The organism is Rhodopirellula sp. SH410, assembly GCF_055811895.1.
In genome coordinates this window covers 7,058,197-7,075,990 of sequence record NZ_CM147949.1, presented here as the reverse complement: position 1 = coordinate 7,075,990, position 17,794 = coordinate 7,058,197, and the positions used below count along the sequence as shown (strand labels likewise).

Sequence of the window (17,794 nt, the reverse complement as noted above, 5' to 3'; positions counted from 1 at the left end):
AATGCTCAGTGGATGTTGGGGTTTGTACCACTCAGCTTGGACACGCTTGACCTCGCCGAAACTTTCGTCGTCAGGTTCGAGGAACAACCTCGCCGACTCGATCTGCCTACGGGGCGATCGGTGCGTATTGCGCACGCTTCTTATTTGCTCTAGGCCGCTGCTGGCCATCGCTCGCTAACCAGCGAACTGCGTTGCCGTTACCAATCTTGGTTCGTCGCTGCGCGTATTGATTTGTCGTGTCTGGTTAGCCTGCATCCACCCATGGGTCGTGGCTGGGATCGCAACTGTTGCATTCCCGGTTCGTCCAGTCTTTTGCCAGCAGGAGTTTTTCCATGAGTCATTCCATTGTTGATGCGCCGAAGCAGAGTCCAATGCGTCATCCATCCCCGCCGTCCGTCAACGGCCATCGTGTTGAGACAACCGAGACTCTACCAGGTGCAAAAACAGAACATCGCGGACCGCTGCGGCGCGGGCTATCGCTTGTGCTGGGCAGCATCGGGCCGACGCTGGTCCTGATTGGTTTCGCAGCCGTTTTCTACTACGGACACCAAAACGATTGGCGGATTCCGAAATTCGCCGCTTTGACAGGTACTGCCGAACCGGTCGTCAGCGACTGGTGCGAGGAACACGGGGTGCCCGAGTCCATTTGCGTTCAGTGCGATCCGACCTTGATGCCGAAAGGTCCTGACTATGGTTGGTGCGAGGTTCACGGCGTGCATAACTGCACTCTGGAACATCCCGACATCGCGCAGTTGAAAGAGGTTCCATCAGTTTTGCCAGATGACCTGGAACGAGCATCCCGCGCCTTATCGATCGCACCGCGGAAAGAGAACAACAGCGCTTGCCAGGTTTATCGAACGCGGATTCAGTTCGCTTCGGTTGAATCGGTACGGCAGGCTGGCGTTGACGTCGAGCTGGTGGAACGTGCTCCGGTTATCGAATCGATCACCGGCAGTGGTGAAATCGTTTATGACCCAACCCGTCAAGCCAGTCTGGCTTCGCGACTACCTGGAACGGTTTGGTTGGTAAGCAAGAACGTTGGCGACCCTGTTGCCAAAGGCGAGGTGCTGGCCGTGATCGATGCGGCAGCAGTTAGCGAGCTGAAAACGACATTATTACGAGCACTGGCCGAACGGAAGCTACAGCAGCAGAACGTCGCGCGACTGCGCGAGGCCCGTAACGCCGTCGCTGGATCGCGTATTTTAGATGCCGAGGCGGCACTCGCCAAAGCCCAAGCTGATGTGCTGGCCGCTGACCAGTCGCTACGGAACCTGGGACTGCCCGCCGATGTCAACTCGCTGCAAGGGCTTTCTGAGCAGCAGGTGCTCGATGAACTGCGGTTGCTTGGTATCCCCAATTCGATTCGCGATCAAGTCGATTCGGAAACGGTCACATCCAACCTACTGCCGGTCCGCTCGCCGATCGATGGCGTCGTTATCGAGAGAAGCGTGGCCCGTGGTGAAGTTGTTGATCCAGCACGGATTCTATTTCAAGTGGCGGACGTTCGCCAAATGTGGCTGACATTGAACGTGCCACTCGAAAATATGAACCAACTCGCGATTGGTCAGCCAGTTTATTTTCACGCCGATGGAAGCCGCGAAACGGTGGTGGGAAAACTGGATTGGATCAGCACGTCGGCGGATCGGATGACGCGGATGGTTCAGGTCCGGGCCGTGTTGGATAACCCTGGCGGGCGCCTCCGAAACGAAACCTTCGGTACAGGCGAGATCATTTTGCGAAGCGAATCCGACGCGATCGTAATTCCGACTGGTGCATCGCACTGGGAAGGGTGCTGCCAAGTCGTCTTCGTTCGCGACAAGGATTATTTCGATAGCCCGGAAAGCTACAAGGTTTTTCATGTGCGCAGCGTCCGACTGGGAGCCGTCAACGGGAGTCGAACCGAGGTGCTTTCTGGCGTGTTACCGGGGGAAGTCATCACAACGGCGGGTAGCGACGTGCTGCGTGCCCAGTTACTAAAAAACAACTTAGGTGCAGGCTGTGACTGCGTCGCCGAATAGGGAGAGCACGGATGCTTAATTGGCTCATTGATTTTTCACTCAGGCATCGCGCTCTGGTGATCCTGGCCGCGCTACTGTTCGCGGTCGTCGGTGGTTTCTCGCTAAGGCAACTTGACATTGATGCGTTTCCGGACACCACGCCGGTGATGATTCAAATTAATACCGTCGCGCCATCGCTGGCGTCCGAAGAGATCGAACGACAGATCACGTTTCCGGTCGAGCAAGCGATCAGCGGATTGCGGGGATTGAATACTCTCCGTTCAACTTCCAAATTCGGATTGTCGCAGGTCGTCGTGATCTTTGATGACGACGTTGATATTTACTTTGCCCGACAACTGATCAACGAACGGTTGACGACCGTCGAATTACCCGACGGGATTCAGCGACCTCAGATGGGTCCAGTCTCGACGGGCTTGGGAGAGGTGTTTCACTATGTATTGGTCTACGACGGTGCTGATTTCTCGGATACTACGCAGGAAGAACGCGTCAAGCGGATGAGCGAGTTGCGAACGATCCATGACTGGGTAGTCAAGCCGCAGTTGCGATCGGTTCGTGGTGTTGCTGAGGTCAACAGTTGGGGGGGCTACGAAAAGCAATACCAAGTGCGACTCGATCCCGAGCGGCTATTCAAATACGGGCTGACGTTCGAGGAAGTCTCTGACGCAATTAAGACTAACAACGAAAATGTTGGCGGTGGGACGGTCACCGATGGCAGTGAGATGTTGCTGGTCCACGGCGTGGGGCGAACCGTCAATCTTCAGGAGATCGGCGATATCGTCATCACTGCGGTCAAAGGCGTTCCGGTGCGAGTGAGCGACGTGGCCGACGTTCAACTCGGACACGAGATTCGGCGGGGTGCGGTCACAGCGAACGGACGCGGTGAAGCCGTGCTGGGCCTGGGCTTCATGCTGATGGGCGAAAACAGCAACGAAGTCACTTGGTCCATCAAGGAAAAGATTGCCAGTATCCAAGCTACGTTGCCACCAGGCGTCAAGATTCAAACCGTCTACGACCGCACGGAATTGATCGACCACGTCATCCACACCGTCCAAAAGAATCTCTTTGAAGGAGGGCTGCTGGTTGTCGCGGTGCTTTTCATTTTCCTTGGCAATTTGCGAGCAGGCTTGATCGTTGCTACGGCGATTCCGCTTTCAATGCTGTTTGCATTTTCGGGCATGTTGAAATTCGGCATTGCGGCGAGTCTTTTGAGCCTTGGGGCGATCGACTTTGGTTTGGTTGTCGATAGTTCGGTCGTGATGATCGAGAACTGCGTGCGGCATTTGGCTCATGACAAACACGGAAAAAGCCGGCTCGAAATCATTCGAGATGCGGCGATTGAAGTTCGCAAACCGACGATGTTCGGCGAACTGATTATCATGATCGTGTACCTGCCGATTCTTACGCTCGAAGGCGTGGAGGGAAAACTCTTTCGTCCCATGGCGATGACGGTGATCATGGCTCTGGCCGGTTCGATGGTTCTTTCGCTCACCTTGATGCCGGTATTGGCCAGCCTGTTTCTGCCAAAGAACATTCAAGAGAAAGAGCCGCTGCTGATTCGAGTTCTCAAACGACTCTACGCGCCGGTGCTGCGATTCACGATGCACCACAAGACGTTTGTAATCGGCTCAGCGCTGTTGCTGCTGGTCAGTGTCTTTGGACTGGTGGCGCCCAACCTTGGCAGCGAGTTCGTACCGCGTTTATCCGAAGGGGCGATCACGATCAATGTGGTCAGGCTGGCGGGAACGACGCTGGAAGAATCCATTCGATACAACACGAAAATGGAGCAGGTGCTGCTTGAAAAGTTTCCCGATGAGATCGCACAGGTGTGGAGTCGTATGGGCACGGCGGAGGTTGCGACTGACCCGATGGGAACCGAACTGACGGACCTCTTTGTCACGCTTCATCCGCGTGAGCAATGGATACGTGCCGAGACACAGGAAGAGTTGACCGTCGCGATTCAGGAAGAATTGCGAGACTTACCTGGGCCACGGCTTGCGATGTCGCAGCCGATCGAGATGCGAATGAATGAAATGATCTCAGGCGTTCGTTCGGACGTTGCCGCGATTCTCTACGGCGACGATTTGGATTTGATGGTGGAAAAGGCCAGCGAGATTGAGAAGGCACTCAATTCCGTCCCCGGTTCCGAAGACGTCAAGGTCGAGCAAATCTCGGGACAACCGCTGTTGCAGATTCGCATCAAGCAAGATGAAATCGCGAGGTATGGAATCCCTGCCAGCACTGTGATGAATCTGGTTCGTTCCCTCGGCACCCATAACGTGGGCGAAGTCTACGAGGGTCAATTGCGTTTCCCGTTGATCATTCGTTTGCCAGAAAAAGCGAGAGCGAATCCGGAAGCCATCAAACAAATTCTGGTCGCAACGCCATCGGGGCAACGCATTCCGCTCTCGCGATTGGCGACCATCGAAAAAGTCGATGGCCCCAATACGATTAAGCGGGACTGGTATCAGCGCCGGATCACAATCGAGTCGAACGTGCGCGGACGTGACCTGGGCAGCTTCGTTGCCGAAGCGAGGCGAGTCGTTGCCGAGAAGGTTCCATTGCCACCGGGCCGCTACCGGGTCGAGTGGGGCGGGCAGTTTGAAAACTTGCAACGTGCCCAATTGCGTTTGATGATCGTCGTGCCGATTGCCTTACTGATGATTCTGGCATTGCTATACATGACCTATCGCAACTGGATTGACTCGATACGTGTCTTCACCGGTGTACCATTCGCATGGATCGGAGGAATCCTGGCTCTGTGGATTCGCGACATGCCATTTTCGATTTCAGCGGCGGTCGGATTCATTGCCTTGTCCGGTGTCGCTGTCCTCGACGACATGCTGCTCGTGTCGACGATTCGGCAACTGCGCAGGCTTGGTCGTTCGCTTGACGAAGCCGTGGAAGAAGCCGCGATGACACGACTGCGTCCGATTTTAATGACAACGCTGGTGGCCAGTCTTGGCTTCGTCCCGATGGCATTCAGCACCGGCATGGGCGCGGAAGTCCAACGGCCTCTTGCAACGGTCGTGATTGGTGGCGTTTGCAGCGCGATGGTGATGAGCTTGCTCGTGCTTCGGGTGCTCTACGTTGTCTTCAATATGCCAGTAGAGAAGTTTGATGGAGATGGAGGCGATGATGATGGTCATCATCGTCAACCGAATGAACCGACCGATCCCGAGGTCGAGCAGGAATTTGAGCCAGGGCATTCGCCCGAGCGCAAGCAACCGCCCGAACCCGTGACGGTTTAGTTTTCCCCCTTGATTCGGCAATGCCGAAGGAGACTTGATATGAAGATGAGTTGGATTTTAGCAATGCGTGCTTCTACGTTGATCGTATTGGTCGGCACGCTAGCCTTGGCTGGATGCAGTAAGAGCGAGACAGCATCGGACGGGACTGCCGAATCGGTCGCGGCAACGAATGTCGATCTCAGTCACGGTGGCTGGTGGTGTGTCGAGCACGGCGTGCCTGAGGAAGAATGCGCGCGGTGTGACAAGTCATTGGTGTCGACGTTCAAAGAGGCTGGCGACTGGTGCGATGAGCACGACCGCCCCGAATCACAGTGCTTCATTTGCAGTCCCAAACGATTCGATAAGTTTGCGGCGACCTACGAAGCCAAGACAGGGCAAAAACCCCCACAGCCCGAATAGGCGTGTCGCCCATTTGATCGTCGTGGCTGGGGGCATGAAGAGCGCGCTTTGCCAGCCAGCGAGAACGCTCGCCCCCAGCCACATTTTTCAGCTTTTCCGCTTTTCCCTCGTCTCCGCAAGTCTTCCGCATTTGGAGCCACGGCGTTCCGAGTGGGTTGCCTCAACCGAGCAACACGAAACCATTCCACTCCAAACCAACTTCGGAATCTCGAGCCCATCTTTATTCATCGCGGTTGCCACGCTTGTGTTGATTCAGGTCGGCTGTGGACGTCGCAACATTGAAATCAATCCGAGACCGCATCGGAATGAACACAACATCCAAAGCCCGAGCAGGTAAGATTCATCTTGCGGTAGTCTGCCTCCATTAGTATCGTTGCTAGTATGAGAAGTCATCTCTTTGCCCTGCTGCTGATCGTCAATCTGTTGGCGTGTCCGTTGCGTTGCCTTTCGTGTGAAGCGAACGTGGCGACGGCTGAGAATGGTGCGCCCGCAGCCTGTTCGTGCTGCTCGCGGGGAGATGACGCTCCGACACCGGAGTCACCTGAACCATGCAGAGATGACTGCAATTGTCAGAACTGCATTTGTAAAGGTGCGGTCGTCGAGGCGGATGTGGAGTTGCTTGACTCGGCGAGTCACTCCGGGCAATGGGTTTCCCCGCATCTGACTGCGAACCTGACTGCTGCTCTCTTAATTAAAATTTCTCTACGTCGATCGCGTGCTCCAGTTGGGCAATTCCTCTGCGGTCGAGAGTTGCGCGCCGCGCATCAGTCTTGGTTGATCTGAACCGCTTGACGGCCTGTTGATTTAGTAACCCGATGCGTTAGCGAGGGATTCGATGTGATCCCTCGCTGACCCGTCGAGTTATGATTTGCACACTACTTTTGCAAAAACGACTAAATCAACAAGCCGTTGAGTGATTGGTCGCAATCGCTCGCAGCTTGTGTTGCTGATACGCGAGTGATCGTTCTGGCCCCAGTTCTCTAGGTCCTGTCTTTTTTGTTGCCGTGGCTTTTGTACTGCGCGCGGTGGTCGTTCGTAGGTGAGTGACGGTGTTTCGTGATGCCTATCTAAAATGGAGTTTTGGCATGTTTAGATTGTTTCGTAGCACTGGTCTTGTGACCGGTCTAATGTTGCTGGCGGTTTCCGTCGCAAGTTCCCCTGCCCAGGCGGCAGATGTCCCGAAGTCGAGCATCGTGGTGACGGTGGGCGAGATGTGTGGCGGTTGTGTGAAAAAGATCACCAAGCGTTTTGATGGCGTCGAAGGCATCGCTAAGGTGCAATGCAGTATCGAAAAGCAGTCCGTCACCTTGGTTCCCACGAAAGACGTTCGGCTGAGTCCGAAGGGCGTTTGGGAGATCATGGAAAGCATCGGCAAAACGCCGAAGAAGATGGTCACGCCAAGAGGTACGTTCACTTCCAAGCCAAAGGCTTAGAAGAAAGTTGGGAGAATGGGAGTCGGGAGAATGGGAGGTCACTTTCAATCTCCCACTCTCTGCTCCTGTTCCCAAGTCAGCAATTAACGATCTGAAATATTCAATCAAATGCTGTCACTTGGGGAATACGGTGAGGGAGCGTGCAGGATCGTTTCAACGAGTACGCTGTACTACTAACGATCGGTGTTCGCTCGCTGCGAGCGATGCGTTTGTTCCTATCTGAAATTGCTAAGCTGTGCCTCGCTAGCGGCGTCTCCGGAACGGTGTTTGCACTCCCGCTCTGGGACTACGCGAGTGGTGCCGGAGGTGCCGCGATCACATTTCGGCGCTCTAGGGTTAACGATAACCATGATCTTCAATTCACGATTCGTTGCCCTGGCCGCTGGCTTCGCTCCCGGCCTGCAAACGGCGGCCATATCGATCGTCAATCCGCTGCGTCATGTATAGGTTGAGAGATTCCATCATGGATCAATTTGAACTGCGCATTCACGGCATGGATTGTGTCGAAGAAGTCTCGCTGTTGAAACGTGAACTCGTTCCGCTATTGGGCAACGACGAGCGACTGGGTTTTGACCTCCTCAACAGTAAACTTTCCGTCGATTTGTCGCAGACGACTGTGACCTCTGATGAAATTCTAGCAGCGATCCAACGAACGGGCTTGAGGGCGGAAGCTTGGAAGGATGGCGCAAGCGAGTCCCGTGATGGACCTTCTACGGAGCAGCAGCGGAGAGTCATCTTCACCGCCGCGAGCGGTGTGATGGGACTGACGGGGCTGATTATCGAATCCCTCTGGCAGCCATCCGTTGACACGGTGTCGCCCGTCGCGATTGTTTGCTACCTGCTCGGCATTTTTGCTGGTTTGTATTTGGTATTGCCGAAAGCATGGCGATCGATTGTTGCGCTACGGCCGGACATGAACTTGTTGATGTCCGTGGCGGTGCTGGGGGCGATTGGGATTGGCGAATGGTTCGAGGGTGCGACGGTTGCGTTTCTCTTTTCGCTCTCGTTGCTGCTGGAATCGTGGAGCATTGGACGGGCGCGACGTGCGATTGCCTCTCTCATGGACTTATCGCCTCCGCTTGCTCACTTGCGTGACGAGTCCGGTGAGATCCAGAATGTTTCGCCAGACGATGTGACGGTCGGTTCCGTTCTCATCATCCGCCCCGGCGAGAAAATTCCCTTGGACGGGAGAGTGATCAAAGGGGCCAGCGGCGTCGATCAAGCTCCGATCACCGGTGAGAGCATCCCAGTTGAAAAGGAAACTGGAGACGAAGTCTTTGCCGGCACGATTAACGGTGACGGACTGCTGGAAATGGAAAGCACCAAGGCGGCGGAGGACACTACGCTTGCTCGCATCATCAAGTTGGTCGGTGATGCCAATTCAAAACGTGCGCCATCCGAAAAATGGGTCGAGAAGTTTGCTGCCGTCTATACGCCTGTCGTGCTGGTTCTGGCGCTGCTCACGTTCCTCGTTCCGCCACTATTGTCCGCAGGCGAATGGTCGGTTTGGTTGTACCGGTCCTTGGTACTGTTGGTGATCGCTTGCCCTTGCGCGTTAGTCATTTCCACTCCAGTCAGTGTCGTCGCTGCCCTCGCCACAGCCGCTCGCAACGGGGTGCTGATCAAAGGCGGCGTGTTCATTGAATTGCCAGCCCGATTGAAAGCCATTGCAATGGACAAGACCGGCACGCTGACCCAGGGAACACCAACCGTCGTGGACGTCGTACCCATGAACGGTCATGACGAGGCCGAGTTGTTGTCACGGGCGGCAGCTTTGGATTCCCACAGCAATCATCCGCTCGCCCGAGCCATTGTTGCAGAAGCAAATCGCCGCAGTATTACCATTCCTCGCGTCGAGCATTTTGAAACAATCCCAGGGAAAGGAGCGTCCGGTAGCATTGACGGGAAAGCCTATTGGCTCGGCTCGCATCGTTATTTAGAACAGCGCAGACAGGAAACGCCTCAAATCCACGAGCAGCTCAAGGCAGTGCAAACGGCAGGTCGTACCGTGGTTGTCATTGGAAATGATGCGCATGTTTGTGGATTCATCACCTTGGCGGACGCGATCCGGGAAGAATCTCGTGCGGCGATCGAGCAGCTTCACGCCGCCGGTATCGAACACGTTGTCATGCTGACGGGCGACAACGAGGGCACGGCACAGGCGATCGCCAAAGAAGCTGGCATCGACGAGGTCCATGCTGAGCTTCTACCCGCAGACAAAGTAGCGGTGGTAGAAACATTGGTAAAGAAACATGAAAACGTCGCGATGATCGGCGATGGTGTCAACGACGCGCCTGCTCTCGCCCGCGCCTCGCTCGGTATTGCCATGGGTGCCGCCGGAAGCGACGCTGCAATTGAGACCGCCGATATCGCGTTGATGTCCGACGACCTGTCGAAACTACCGTGGTTGATCCATCACTCGCGACGCACGCTCGCCATCATTCGCCAAAACATTCTCTTTGCCATTGGAATCAAGGTCGTGTTTGTCGTCCTGACGTTTGCCGGTCATGTATCACTGTGGGCAGCCATTGCCGCCGACATGGGAGCCTCGCTTCTAGTAATCGCCAACGGGTTGCGATTGCTTCGTACCAGATAAACATCCGTCTGCATCATCACGGATTGCATGTCAACGCAATACAATTCTCGATTAACACGGCTGATTGCGGCTCATTCGCCCTAAGCGTACACGAGACGGACTGCTGCATGTTGCCAATCGAGTTGACCCTTGCCGAAGGCGGCCGCGCCGACATTCGTCGACGCGTTCTGGCATCTAGCGGGCAACGGCAGCTTCTCACTATTGCCTAGGGATCGTATTGCCGACAAGGCTGGGCGGTGGGCCGTCCATTGTGACCGGGGCACTTGGAAGTTCCTCTTCGATTTTGGCGAGATCCCAACCCGACTGAGGGTTGACCGTGAACTTGTATTGACCGTCTTCTAAGCGATAGACAACCTCACGACTCAGTCCGTTGTCGAACTTGATGGTCCATTCTTTGGTCAGTTTTATCGTCTGCGATTCACCTGGCTTGATGGTATAGGGATATTGGTTCAAGGAATAGCTGATTGATCCGCCCGAGTTCAGTGGATTTGACAGCTTCACAGTACCACCACTCGTACTTCTGCCCGGAATGGAATTGCTCGGCGATGCGATCGGGACTTTATTGGAAACCACTCTGGCAGGTGGAGGCGAGGACACGACGACGGTCGGATTCGAACTACTGACGCTGGGGTAGTACGTCGGCGTAGCGACAGAGGGTGTCACGTAGGTCGGATACGAAGATTGATACGGATAGTGATACGTCCGAGGAACGCTATAGCTCCCGTCCTCGTAGACACCAGTCGAGCCCGTATGTTGCCCATGCCCATTGATGTGATGACCCCAACTGTCCGTTAGGTGCCCAGCGGCATCGTGGCCGTGCGGAACGTTCTGATGAACATCATAGTGTCCACCATGTTGATGCAGGTGCTGCGCGAAGGCGGGCAAAGCCGACAGCACCATCAGGGATGAAAACGCCATTCCACTTAAAGAAAACATGAACCGATTCATAGCACGAGTCCTGCCTTAGATTGTGACGAAGGGAACGTGGCAGCATGGTACCACTATCTCCTCAGCAGACACCATCGCACCACCCCCGTCAAGGGGGGTTCTCTACTTCTTGCGAGGAGGCGGAGAGGGGCCTGAAGTGGCCGTCAAGGCCAAGTCAGAGATAGGTCATGCACCATGCACCCCGGCGGACGGATTGGGATTGACCCCATTCGGGACAACCAGCATAATTCTGCCAGTCGAGAGTTCTAGCCTCAATCACTCACGCCATTGGTTTTCGCGTTTGTTTTCGACCGTCATCCATCTGCTAACATTAATTGCATTCAATGTACATGCGTTGTTTGGATGTTGCGGGCATCACAGGCACGAGCACAGCACGTGCGTTCACGCGGACGTCTGCGATGCTTCGAGTACTCATGACGATTCCCACACTCACGATGGTGTCGACGAGCACACTGAAAGTCTGATCAACGGTTTCGTAGCCGTTTGGGTCGGTTGCGATAATCCAACACAGTCACCGAGCGATCATACGCATTCCTGTGATGAGGGGTCATGCACATTCGTGATGGCCCGCCCCGTCCAGCAGCTTGACTTCGCTGCCGAGATGTCACTTGTGGCGATCGACCAACTGCGTCTCATATCGAACGTGGACGCATCCCATTTCAATCGAGCCGCGTTTGAACCCCGAAATGCTTTCACGCTCGTGGGGCATCGCTGCGCGCTGCAGCAATCCTGGCAGATTTGAGCTGCCACTCCTCGACGTAGCGATCGCTGCAACCGTGTTGTAGCGAAATCACGCTGACGTATTATCGCCCACTCTTCGGCGACAGAATGTCCCCCATCACAAACGCTTATGCGTTCTATGCTGCGCACTGCACCTATGTTTGCATCGCGTTCGGACATGCGTTTACTAACACGATATCCCCTTCTTCAAACCTCTGGAAACTAAAATGAAAACGACTCTAACTCTCGCACAATCTCTTCTCGCTCTTGCCGCAGTCGGGACTTTGTCACTCGGAGCTGCCAACCTGCCGGCCCAAGAGCTTGGTCACGAAGATCATGACCATGTGGGCCAAGATCACGACCACGGCGATCACTCGCACGGCGAAACACTCGCGTTCTACTTGCCGGATTGGAAGTCGCAGCATGTGAATGACGCCAACCAAGCCACTCAGTTGGCCGCGACGCTGAAAAAGCTCGGTTGCGAAGTCAAGCAGGACAGTCACTCGGGTCACAGCGACGTGTCCTACCGCCAACCGCAGTGGAAAGAGATGCAGGTAAAGGACCATCAGATGGCTGAGCAATGGGCTAGCTGGCTTTCAAAATCAGGCTTCGACGTCTCTCATAGCCATGCCGATCCCTCCTACGCTAAGGGGCCGGAAGTAGTCGAATTCCGCATTGTGAAATGGAAGGAGATGCACGGTAACGGTTCGGCTGAAGAAACACAGATGATTAATACGCTCAAAAAGCTGGGCGTGGAGGTTCGCGTTGACCAGCATGGCGGGCATTCTGACATTGCCTTCCGCGCACCAACCTGGCGCGACGTTCACGTTGCCGATCATAAGATCGCTGAACAACTGGTGGGATGGCTGAAGCAAAACGGCTTTGAAACCCATCACGACGATGGCGATCACGATCACTAAAAGTTGGAAAGTGCCAAATGAGTGACCAAATTGCAAACTCGCTGCTGTTTTCGCTGTTGCCCATGCTTGCTGCGCTCATTGGTGCCGTCATTGCAGCATTTCGACCGCCCCAAGCAATGGCCCGCAGCTACATTCAGCACTTGGCTGCAGGAGTTGTCGTTTCCGTTGTCGCGGTTGAGCTGCTGCCGCAGATCGTTGCGAAGCATGAGCCATACGAAGTTGCCCTCGGATTCTCGCTTGGCGTCGCAGTGATGCTTGGAATTCGTTGGCTGACGAAGAGATTCAGTGGCAACGATGAGGCTGACAATCGAGACACAACGGGTCTGCTGGTGGCCGTCGGTATCGACATCGCGTTGGATGGACTACTGATTGGAATTACATTTGCCGCTGGAGCGACTGCGGGTCGATTGTTGACCTTTGCGCTGTCAGTCGAGTTACTTTCGCTGGGATTGGCCGTCGCGTCGTCCATGGCGAAAGCTGCATCAGGTCGTGGTCGGATTATTCTGACGACGTCGTTGCTTTTTTCGTTAGTAGTGGTTGGCGCCGTCGTCGGTTCGGTAGCATTGCAAGGTGCGTCGCCAGAAGTCATCGAAATCGTTCTCTCGTTCGGATTGGCAGCACTGCTCTATTTAGTGACAGAAGAACTACTTGTCGAAGCTCACGAGGAACCAGAAACGCCACTTGCGACGGCCACCTTCTTTATCGGCTTCCTGTTGTTTCTGATTTTGGGGATGATGGAATAGATAGTGCTGCAATGTACCTTGGCTTGCTTAGGATCGCTATTCCAAGCAAGCAGGCTAGCCGTAGGACGGGACAACGGTCTCATCCTACGACTCTTACACGTATCTGCTGCGGACGGTCGCCCGCTAGACGATTACTGTTGACTAAGTGCTTGGCCACGTAGACTCGCACTACCACTGCCGTCGAACACGGGGTTCAGGGCACCGGTGAGTACATATCCGTCGACTTGGGCGCGAGCCTGGCCCAGCAACGCTTGTGAAGAGACGTACCTTAAGTTCGTATCAAAGTAGGTCCGCCGCGCCACCAGGACTTGGACAAAGCTCGTTTCGCCCGCCTTGTATGCGACCTCAGCCAATTTAAGCGACTCAGCCGCATTTGGGAGAATCAGCCGGGCATAGCGGTCCACCGCGACACGAGACGATCCATAATCTCGCGAAACCACCGCTAAACGTGCTTTGATCGAGTTTTGTACTCGCTCCACCTCGCGGCAAGCTCGGATGTACTCCGCCATCGCCGCCGACACGTTTCCTTGGTTCCTGTTGAATACCGGGATCGGTACGCCGACGACGAGATTGATGAGTCCCGTCCCGGTAGCTTGATCCGACCCAGCACCGAGGTTCACGTTCAGGTTAGGGATCTTTTGAATTTCCTGACGACTGATGTTGGCTCTCGCCTGGGACACCCGTGCCCGGGCGGCTTCGTACTCAGGACTCGATACGACCATCATCGACGCGACCTCCTGCCAGTCCAAGTCGGCAGCCTCGGTGGGCAAATCACCCAACAGTGGGACCGGTTGCATTTCTGGACTACCTGCGAGGGCCGCCAGTTCACGCCAAGCTGCCTGGTACTGGACTTCAGCCTGTTGCAGCAACAGGTCGATCTCATTCTTTTGAACCTCCGCTTGCACGACGTCAAGTTGAGATCCCTCCTGGCCTTGCTTACGCAGCTCCGCGAGTTCCAGTCCCTTGTCAGCGACGGATTGGAAATCACCGATGAGGCTCAGTCGCCGTTGGGCGGCGAGGGCAGTATAAAAGGTAATCCGAATGTCCGTCGCCACGCGGTATTTCTGAGCCTCCAACTGCAATAGCTGTGCACGCAGGGCTTCGTTGAGCACGTTGCGGTTGAGCTGCAGCTTATCTGCGGTGATGATTGTCTGAGAGATAAACACCGTATGCTGATCGGTCTTCACATCGGCAAGCTGGTTGCCGTTGTATCCGATCGTGGGGTTCGCTCGCAGACCAACTTGTGTTTTAAATCCGGCAGCTTTTTGCGTCGTCGCGACCAACTCTGCGATTGTTGGGTTGTTTGACAGCGCGATCGACTCGATCGCTTCGAGCGTGATGCCAGAGAGTTGCTCCGGGGGAGCGTTAAAATTGTCGACTACTGGCGTTGCCAGATTGACTTCGCCCTGGATCGGATCCAGCGCCATCGGGTCCCCAAGCTGCATCGACGTGTCGTCAGCGACCATGCCGACAGCATCAGCGGTCAGATCATCCAGCGGGACGTCAACGACATCGTCCGTGTAGCCAACCGGTTGGACGGGTGGGGTCGGGACGGGGCTTTCCTCACCATCTGAGCTTAACTCCGTGTCCGCAGCGGCGGCATGGATGCTGTCGTTGTATGGCACCGGGTCGGTGTTTACGCCTGGTTGCCGCATTGTCTGGCACCCGGTCGTGAAACTGAGAGTTGTCGTAAGCCCCAAGGACGCGAGCAGCAGCGAACGCTTGGTCCGCCGGGTTAAAAAGCCGGTCTTCGAGAACGTGGTCATCGGATTCACCTCCATGTGATTGACATCGACCAGCCTACGTGTCCCATCGACGCAGCACGGATCGGATATCAAGTGAAATCGCTGCAATCCGATATTTCCAACCCACACCGAAGTCCGGTCGTGACGGTTATTTGGACGATGGCACCATCAAGCGACCAGCCGTCGGACAATCGCATTACCCAACCGCGAACCAGAGGAAACGGAATTGGCGGAACATGCTCCTCCTCATCGCAAGTGTCAGCCTTGAAGTGGTCCTTTCCCAAGGACGCCGCATGCTCTAGGTCAGCTCGCTCCAGCTTCGATGCATTTTCGTGGCGATTGTCGCTCAGCTCTCCAAGCTGCAAGCATTCGGACGGCGCGAGATTCGCTAACAGCTCGGAGAGCTGGGCGACATTGTGGCAAAGCCGCTTGAAGATGTTGCACGAACGGTCAATGGCATGCACGTGGAATAATGGTACGTTGTTTTCGATACGTTGAAGTGTGCCTCAAAGCACCTTGCAATCAACTACCGACACTTGAAGACGAGAGATGCCAGCAAAATCGTGTCACGCGCTGCCGTTGTACTTGCTGTTCTTCGTTTCCGGTGCGACCACACTGGTTTATGAAATCTCGTGGACACGTCAAACCGGATTGCTGTTCGGGCACACCGTTCTGGCGGGCAGCGTCGTGCTGGCGAGCTTGTTCATGGGGCTAGCGATCGGATATTACTTTGGCGGCAGGCTTTCCATTTCGGGGAATTCTTTGCGATGGTTTGGAATTTGCGAGATTGCCGCAGCCGCCTGGGCTATGTGCGTTCCGACCCTCCTGAGCATGTTACAGTCGCAGGCGATCGTCGTATGGATGTCGAGCGAAAGCATGCCTTGGCAGTTTGCTAGTCGAGCAAGTGTCGGCGTGTTGCTGTTGCTCCCCGCCACCGTGGCACTCGGTGCAACCCTGCCGCTCATGTCGCAGACGCTAGCCCGCGTATCGGAACAGCCGACTCGTAGTGCTGCGATCGGCTATTCGATCAACACGGCTGGCGCGATGGCCGGTACGTTGGTCTGCACCTATTTTTTATTGGTCCAAGTAGGAGTGTCGCGAAGCAGCTATGTTGCGGCGGCGGTCGGCGTGATCGCGGGAGCAATTGCGATTGTGTTGTCGCAAAAGCAGGCAGCGCAAGTCATCACGACTCGGGGACATGGAGGCCCAGTCGAAGCTCCTCGTGAGCGCGTCGAGGATGATAAACAGTCATACGGGAGGCAAACGAGCGTGGCACTTGCAATTGCTGCCTTGAGCGGCTTTGCCACGTTGGCACTTGAAATTCTTTACACACGGTTGTTCTCGTTGGTGTTTCACAATAGCACCTACACGTTTGGCAACGTGGTCGCTGTGTTCCTGTTGGCATTGGCCGTAGGTGCTGGCTTGGTTGCCCTGCTGATGCGTCGCGTCGAGCCTAGCAAGCTGCTGTTTTGGTGTGGGATCGCGGCTACTGTTAGTTGCTGCATGTGCTTAGCCTTATTTGTAAATGTCACGCGATTGCAGTACTTCGTTTCGGGCGAGACGTTCGTCGGACATTTGCTGCGTGGTTTTGCATTGGTGTTTGTTTATGTAATGTTGCCGGTAACGATTTGCGGGATGATCTTTCCGGCCACGTGGCAGGTGCTGGCGAAAGGATTTTCAACTGGGCAAGTCGTGGGAAAGCTCGCGATGGTCAATGCCATTGGAGCCGCCATGGGTTCGCTCGCAGCCAGTTTCGTCATATTGTCGACGATCGGTTTGTGGGCAGGCTTTCTCTTCGTCGCAGTGATATTGTTGCTGATCGCGCTACTTTCGGTGCAACTCTCTCCAGCGCGCATCGACACACTGAAATGGCGATCGGCCTCTGTCGTTCTCGCGGCACTATCCATCTTGGGGACTTGGTTTGCTTCATTTTCGTGGTCTGAGTTGGGACGCGACCCTGACGAAGTGTTTCTGACGAGGCGAGAGTCTGCCTATGGATGGATTGACGTGACGCGCAGCGAAGACAGCGAGGCGTGGTACATTCGCCAGAACCTTCACTACCGACTCGGCGGCACCGGCACAGCGGCGATGCGTGAACGAAGGCAAGCGAGACTGCCGATGTTGCTTCACCCCGATCCGGAGAAGGTCTTATTTCTAGGGATGGGCACTGGCGTGACTGCGGCCGGGGCGATCCAGCATTCCGAGACCGAAACGATCGAGATCGTTGAACTGATTGCCGATGTGACCGCGGCTGCCAAGGAACTCGGCCATCGAAATGATCATGTATTGGACGACAGTCGCGTGCATGTAACGACGGACGACGCCAGGCATTATCTATTGGGCAGGCAAAAATCTTTTGATGTGATCGTGTCGGATTTGTTTGTACCTTGGGAAAGCGAGACGGGATACCTATACACTCGCGAGCACTACGTGACATCCGCCAATTGCCTACAACCCGGCGGTCTGTTCTGTCAATGGTTGCCGGTCTATCAGATGGGCCAGCGGGAGTTCACGATGATCGCGGACACGTTCGCCAGTGTTTTTCCCGAGACGACGTTGTGGTGGGGGAAAATGGATCCTGGTAAACCAATCATCGGGTTAGTCGGTTCGATGCAGCCAATGGAGCTGGATCAACGGATGCTGGCATCACGTCTGGCGATACTCAATCGACTGCCTGGGGGTAACGACTGGCAATTGAAGACGGTCAATGACTTTCGGCTGGACTCAATTGGCGTTTGGCGTGTCATGCAACCATCAATTCTGAATACGGACGAACATCCACGAGTGGAATTTTGGACCCCGCAATCGTTGATGTCGGGCGATCTGCTGCGTGGCGCGTGGTTTGCGAAATTCTATGATGAAGTGCTAGCAAAGCTACCGCCAGCGAGTCTCGATAGTGCGTCTACTTCGTTCTTCGGTAGTGAGGCAGAGATCGAAGGAGGCCGTCAAACCCAGCGATTTCTGCTGTTTGGGCAGTAGCCAGTACTGGACAGTTGATTTCAACGTTTTTGCAACACGCTCGCA

10 protein-coding genes are annotated in these 17,794 nt (G+C 55.2%); 8 read left to right on the top strand and 2 right to left on the bottom strand.

What is annotated here, in order from left to right; translation table 11 throughout:
* Positions 1–332 precede the first annotated feature (332 nt).
* From SH410x_RS25825 to SH410x_RS25805, 5 genes are all read left to right on the top strand, one after another.
* Entirely contained in the window at positions 333–2,018 is a 1,686-nt protein-coding gene (locus SH410x_RS25825) for an efflux RND transporter periplasmic adaptor subunit (protein ID WP_473672106.1), read from the top strand.
* Positions 2,019–2,029: 11 nt separating this feature from the next.
* Positions 2,030–5,266 (top strand): efflux RND transporter permease subunit, encoded by a 3,237-nt coding sequence (locus SH410x_RS25820; protein WP_473672104.1) that lies wholly within the window; start codon positions 2,030–2,032, stop codon positions 5,264–5,266.
* Positions 5,267–5,329: 63 nt separating this feature from the next.
* On the top strand, positions 5,330–5,665 hold the full coding sequence (locus tag SH410x_RS25815; RefSeq protein WP_473672102.1) for an RND transporter: 336 nt from the start codon (positions 5,330–5,332) through the stop codon (positions 5,663–5,665).
* Positions 5,666–6,750: 1,085 nt separating this feature from the next.
* Positions 6,751–7,098, top strand: a complete 348-nt coding sequence (locus tag SH410x_RS25810) for a heavy-metal-associated domain-containing protein (protein WP_473672100.1) — start codon at positions 6,751–6,753, stop codon at positions 7,096–7,098.
* A 463-nt stretch (positions 7,099–7,561) separates the two neighbouring features.
* Positions 7,562–9,694, top strand: a complete 2,133-nt coding sequence (locus SH410x_RS25805; protein WP_473672098.1) for a heavy metal translocating P-type ATPase — start codon at positions 7,562–7,564, stop codon at positions 9,692–9,694.
* 198 nt (positions 9,695–9,892) lie between these two features.
* Here SH410x_RS25805 and SH410x_RS25800 read toward each other — a convergent pair whose 3' ends face one another.
* Entirely contained in the window at positions 9,893–10,642 is a 750-nt protein-coding gene (locus SH410x_RS25800; protein ID WP_473672096.1) for a hypothetical protein, read from the bottom strand.
* 947 nt (positions 10,643–11,589) lie between these two features.
* Between SH410x_RS25800 and SH410x_RS25795 the strand changes: the two genes are divergently transcribed.
* Both SH410x_RS25795 and SH410x_RS25790 read left to right on the top strand, forming a co-directional pair.
* Positions 11,590–12,282 (top strand): hypothetical protein, encoded by a 693-nt coding sequence (locus tag SH410x_RS25795; protein WP_473672094.1) that lies wholly within the window; start codon positions 11,590–11,592, stop codon positions 12,280–12,282.
* Between the two features lie 17 nt (positions 12,283–12,299).
* Entirely contained in the window at positions 12,300–13,025 is a 726-nt protein-coding gene (locus SH410x_RS25790) for a ZIP family metal transporter (protein WP_473672092.1), read from the top strand.
* A 131-nt stretch (positions 13,026–13,156) separates the two neighbouring features.
* Here the strand turns inward: SH410x_RS25790 and SH410x_RS25785 are convergent, their stop codons facing one another.
* Positions 13,157–14,791 carry a TolC family protein gene (locus SH410x_RS25785; protein ID WP_473672090.1) on the bottom strand — a complete coding sequence of 545 codons (1,635 nt, stop codon included), beginning with the start codon at positions 14,789–14,791 and terminating at the stop codon, positions 13,157–13,159.
* A 528-nt stretch (positions 14,792–15,319) separates the two neighbouring features.
* Here SH410x_RS25785 and SH410x_RS25780 point away from each other — a divergent pair.
* A complete protein-coding gene (locus tag SH410x_RS25780; protein WP_473672088.1) occupies positions 15,320–17,749 on the top strand; it encodes a fused MFS/spermidine synthase in 2,430 nt (809 codons plus the stop codon).
* The last annotated feature ends 45 nt before the right edge of the window (positions 17,750–17,794 follow it).

Bases quoted from the DNA above. Each gene is read 5' to 3' on its own strand.
- SH410x_RS25825 (WP_473672106.1), top strand. From the start codon at position 333: ATGAGTCATTCCATTGTTGATGCGCCGAAGCAGAGTCCAATGCGTCAT.
- SH410x_RS25785 (WP_473672090.1), bottom strand. From the start codon at position 14,791: ATGACCACGTTCTCGAAGACCGGCTTTTTAACCCGGCGGACCAAGCGT.
- SH410x_RS25800 (WP_473672096.1), bottom strand. From the start codon at position 10,642: ATGAATCGGTTCATGTTTTCTTTAAGTGGAATGGCGTTTTCATCCCTG.
- SH410x_RS25780 (WP_473672088.1), top strand. From the start codon at position 15,320: ATGCCAGCAAAATCGTGTCACGCGCTGCCGTTGTACTTGCTGTTCTTC.
- SH410x_RS25820 (WP_473672104.1), top strand. From the start codon at position 2,030: ATGCTTAATTGGCTCATTGATTTTTCACTCAGGCATCGCGCTCTGGTG.
- SH410x_RS25795 (WP_473672094.1), top strand. From the start codon at position 11,590: ATGAAAACGACTCTAACTCTCGCACAATCTCTTCTCGCTCTTGCCGCA.
- SH410x_RS25815 (WP_473672102.1), top strand. From the start codon at position 5,330: ATGCGTGCTTCTACGTTGATCGTATTGGTCGGCACGCTAGCCTTGGCT.
- SH410x_RS25805 (WP_473672098.1), top strand. From the start codon at position 7,562: ATGGATCAATTTGAACTGCGCATTCACGGCATGGATTGTGTCGAAGAA.
- SH410x_RS25810 (WP_473672100.1), top strand. From the start codon at position 6,751: ATGTTTAGATTGTTTCGTAGCACTGGTCTTGTGACCGGTCTAATGTTG.
- SH410x_RS25790 (WP_473672092.1), top strand. From the start codon at position 12,300: ATGAGTGACCAAATTGCAAACTCGCTGCTGTTTTCGCTGTTGCCCATG.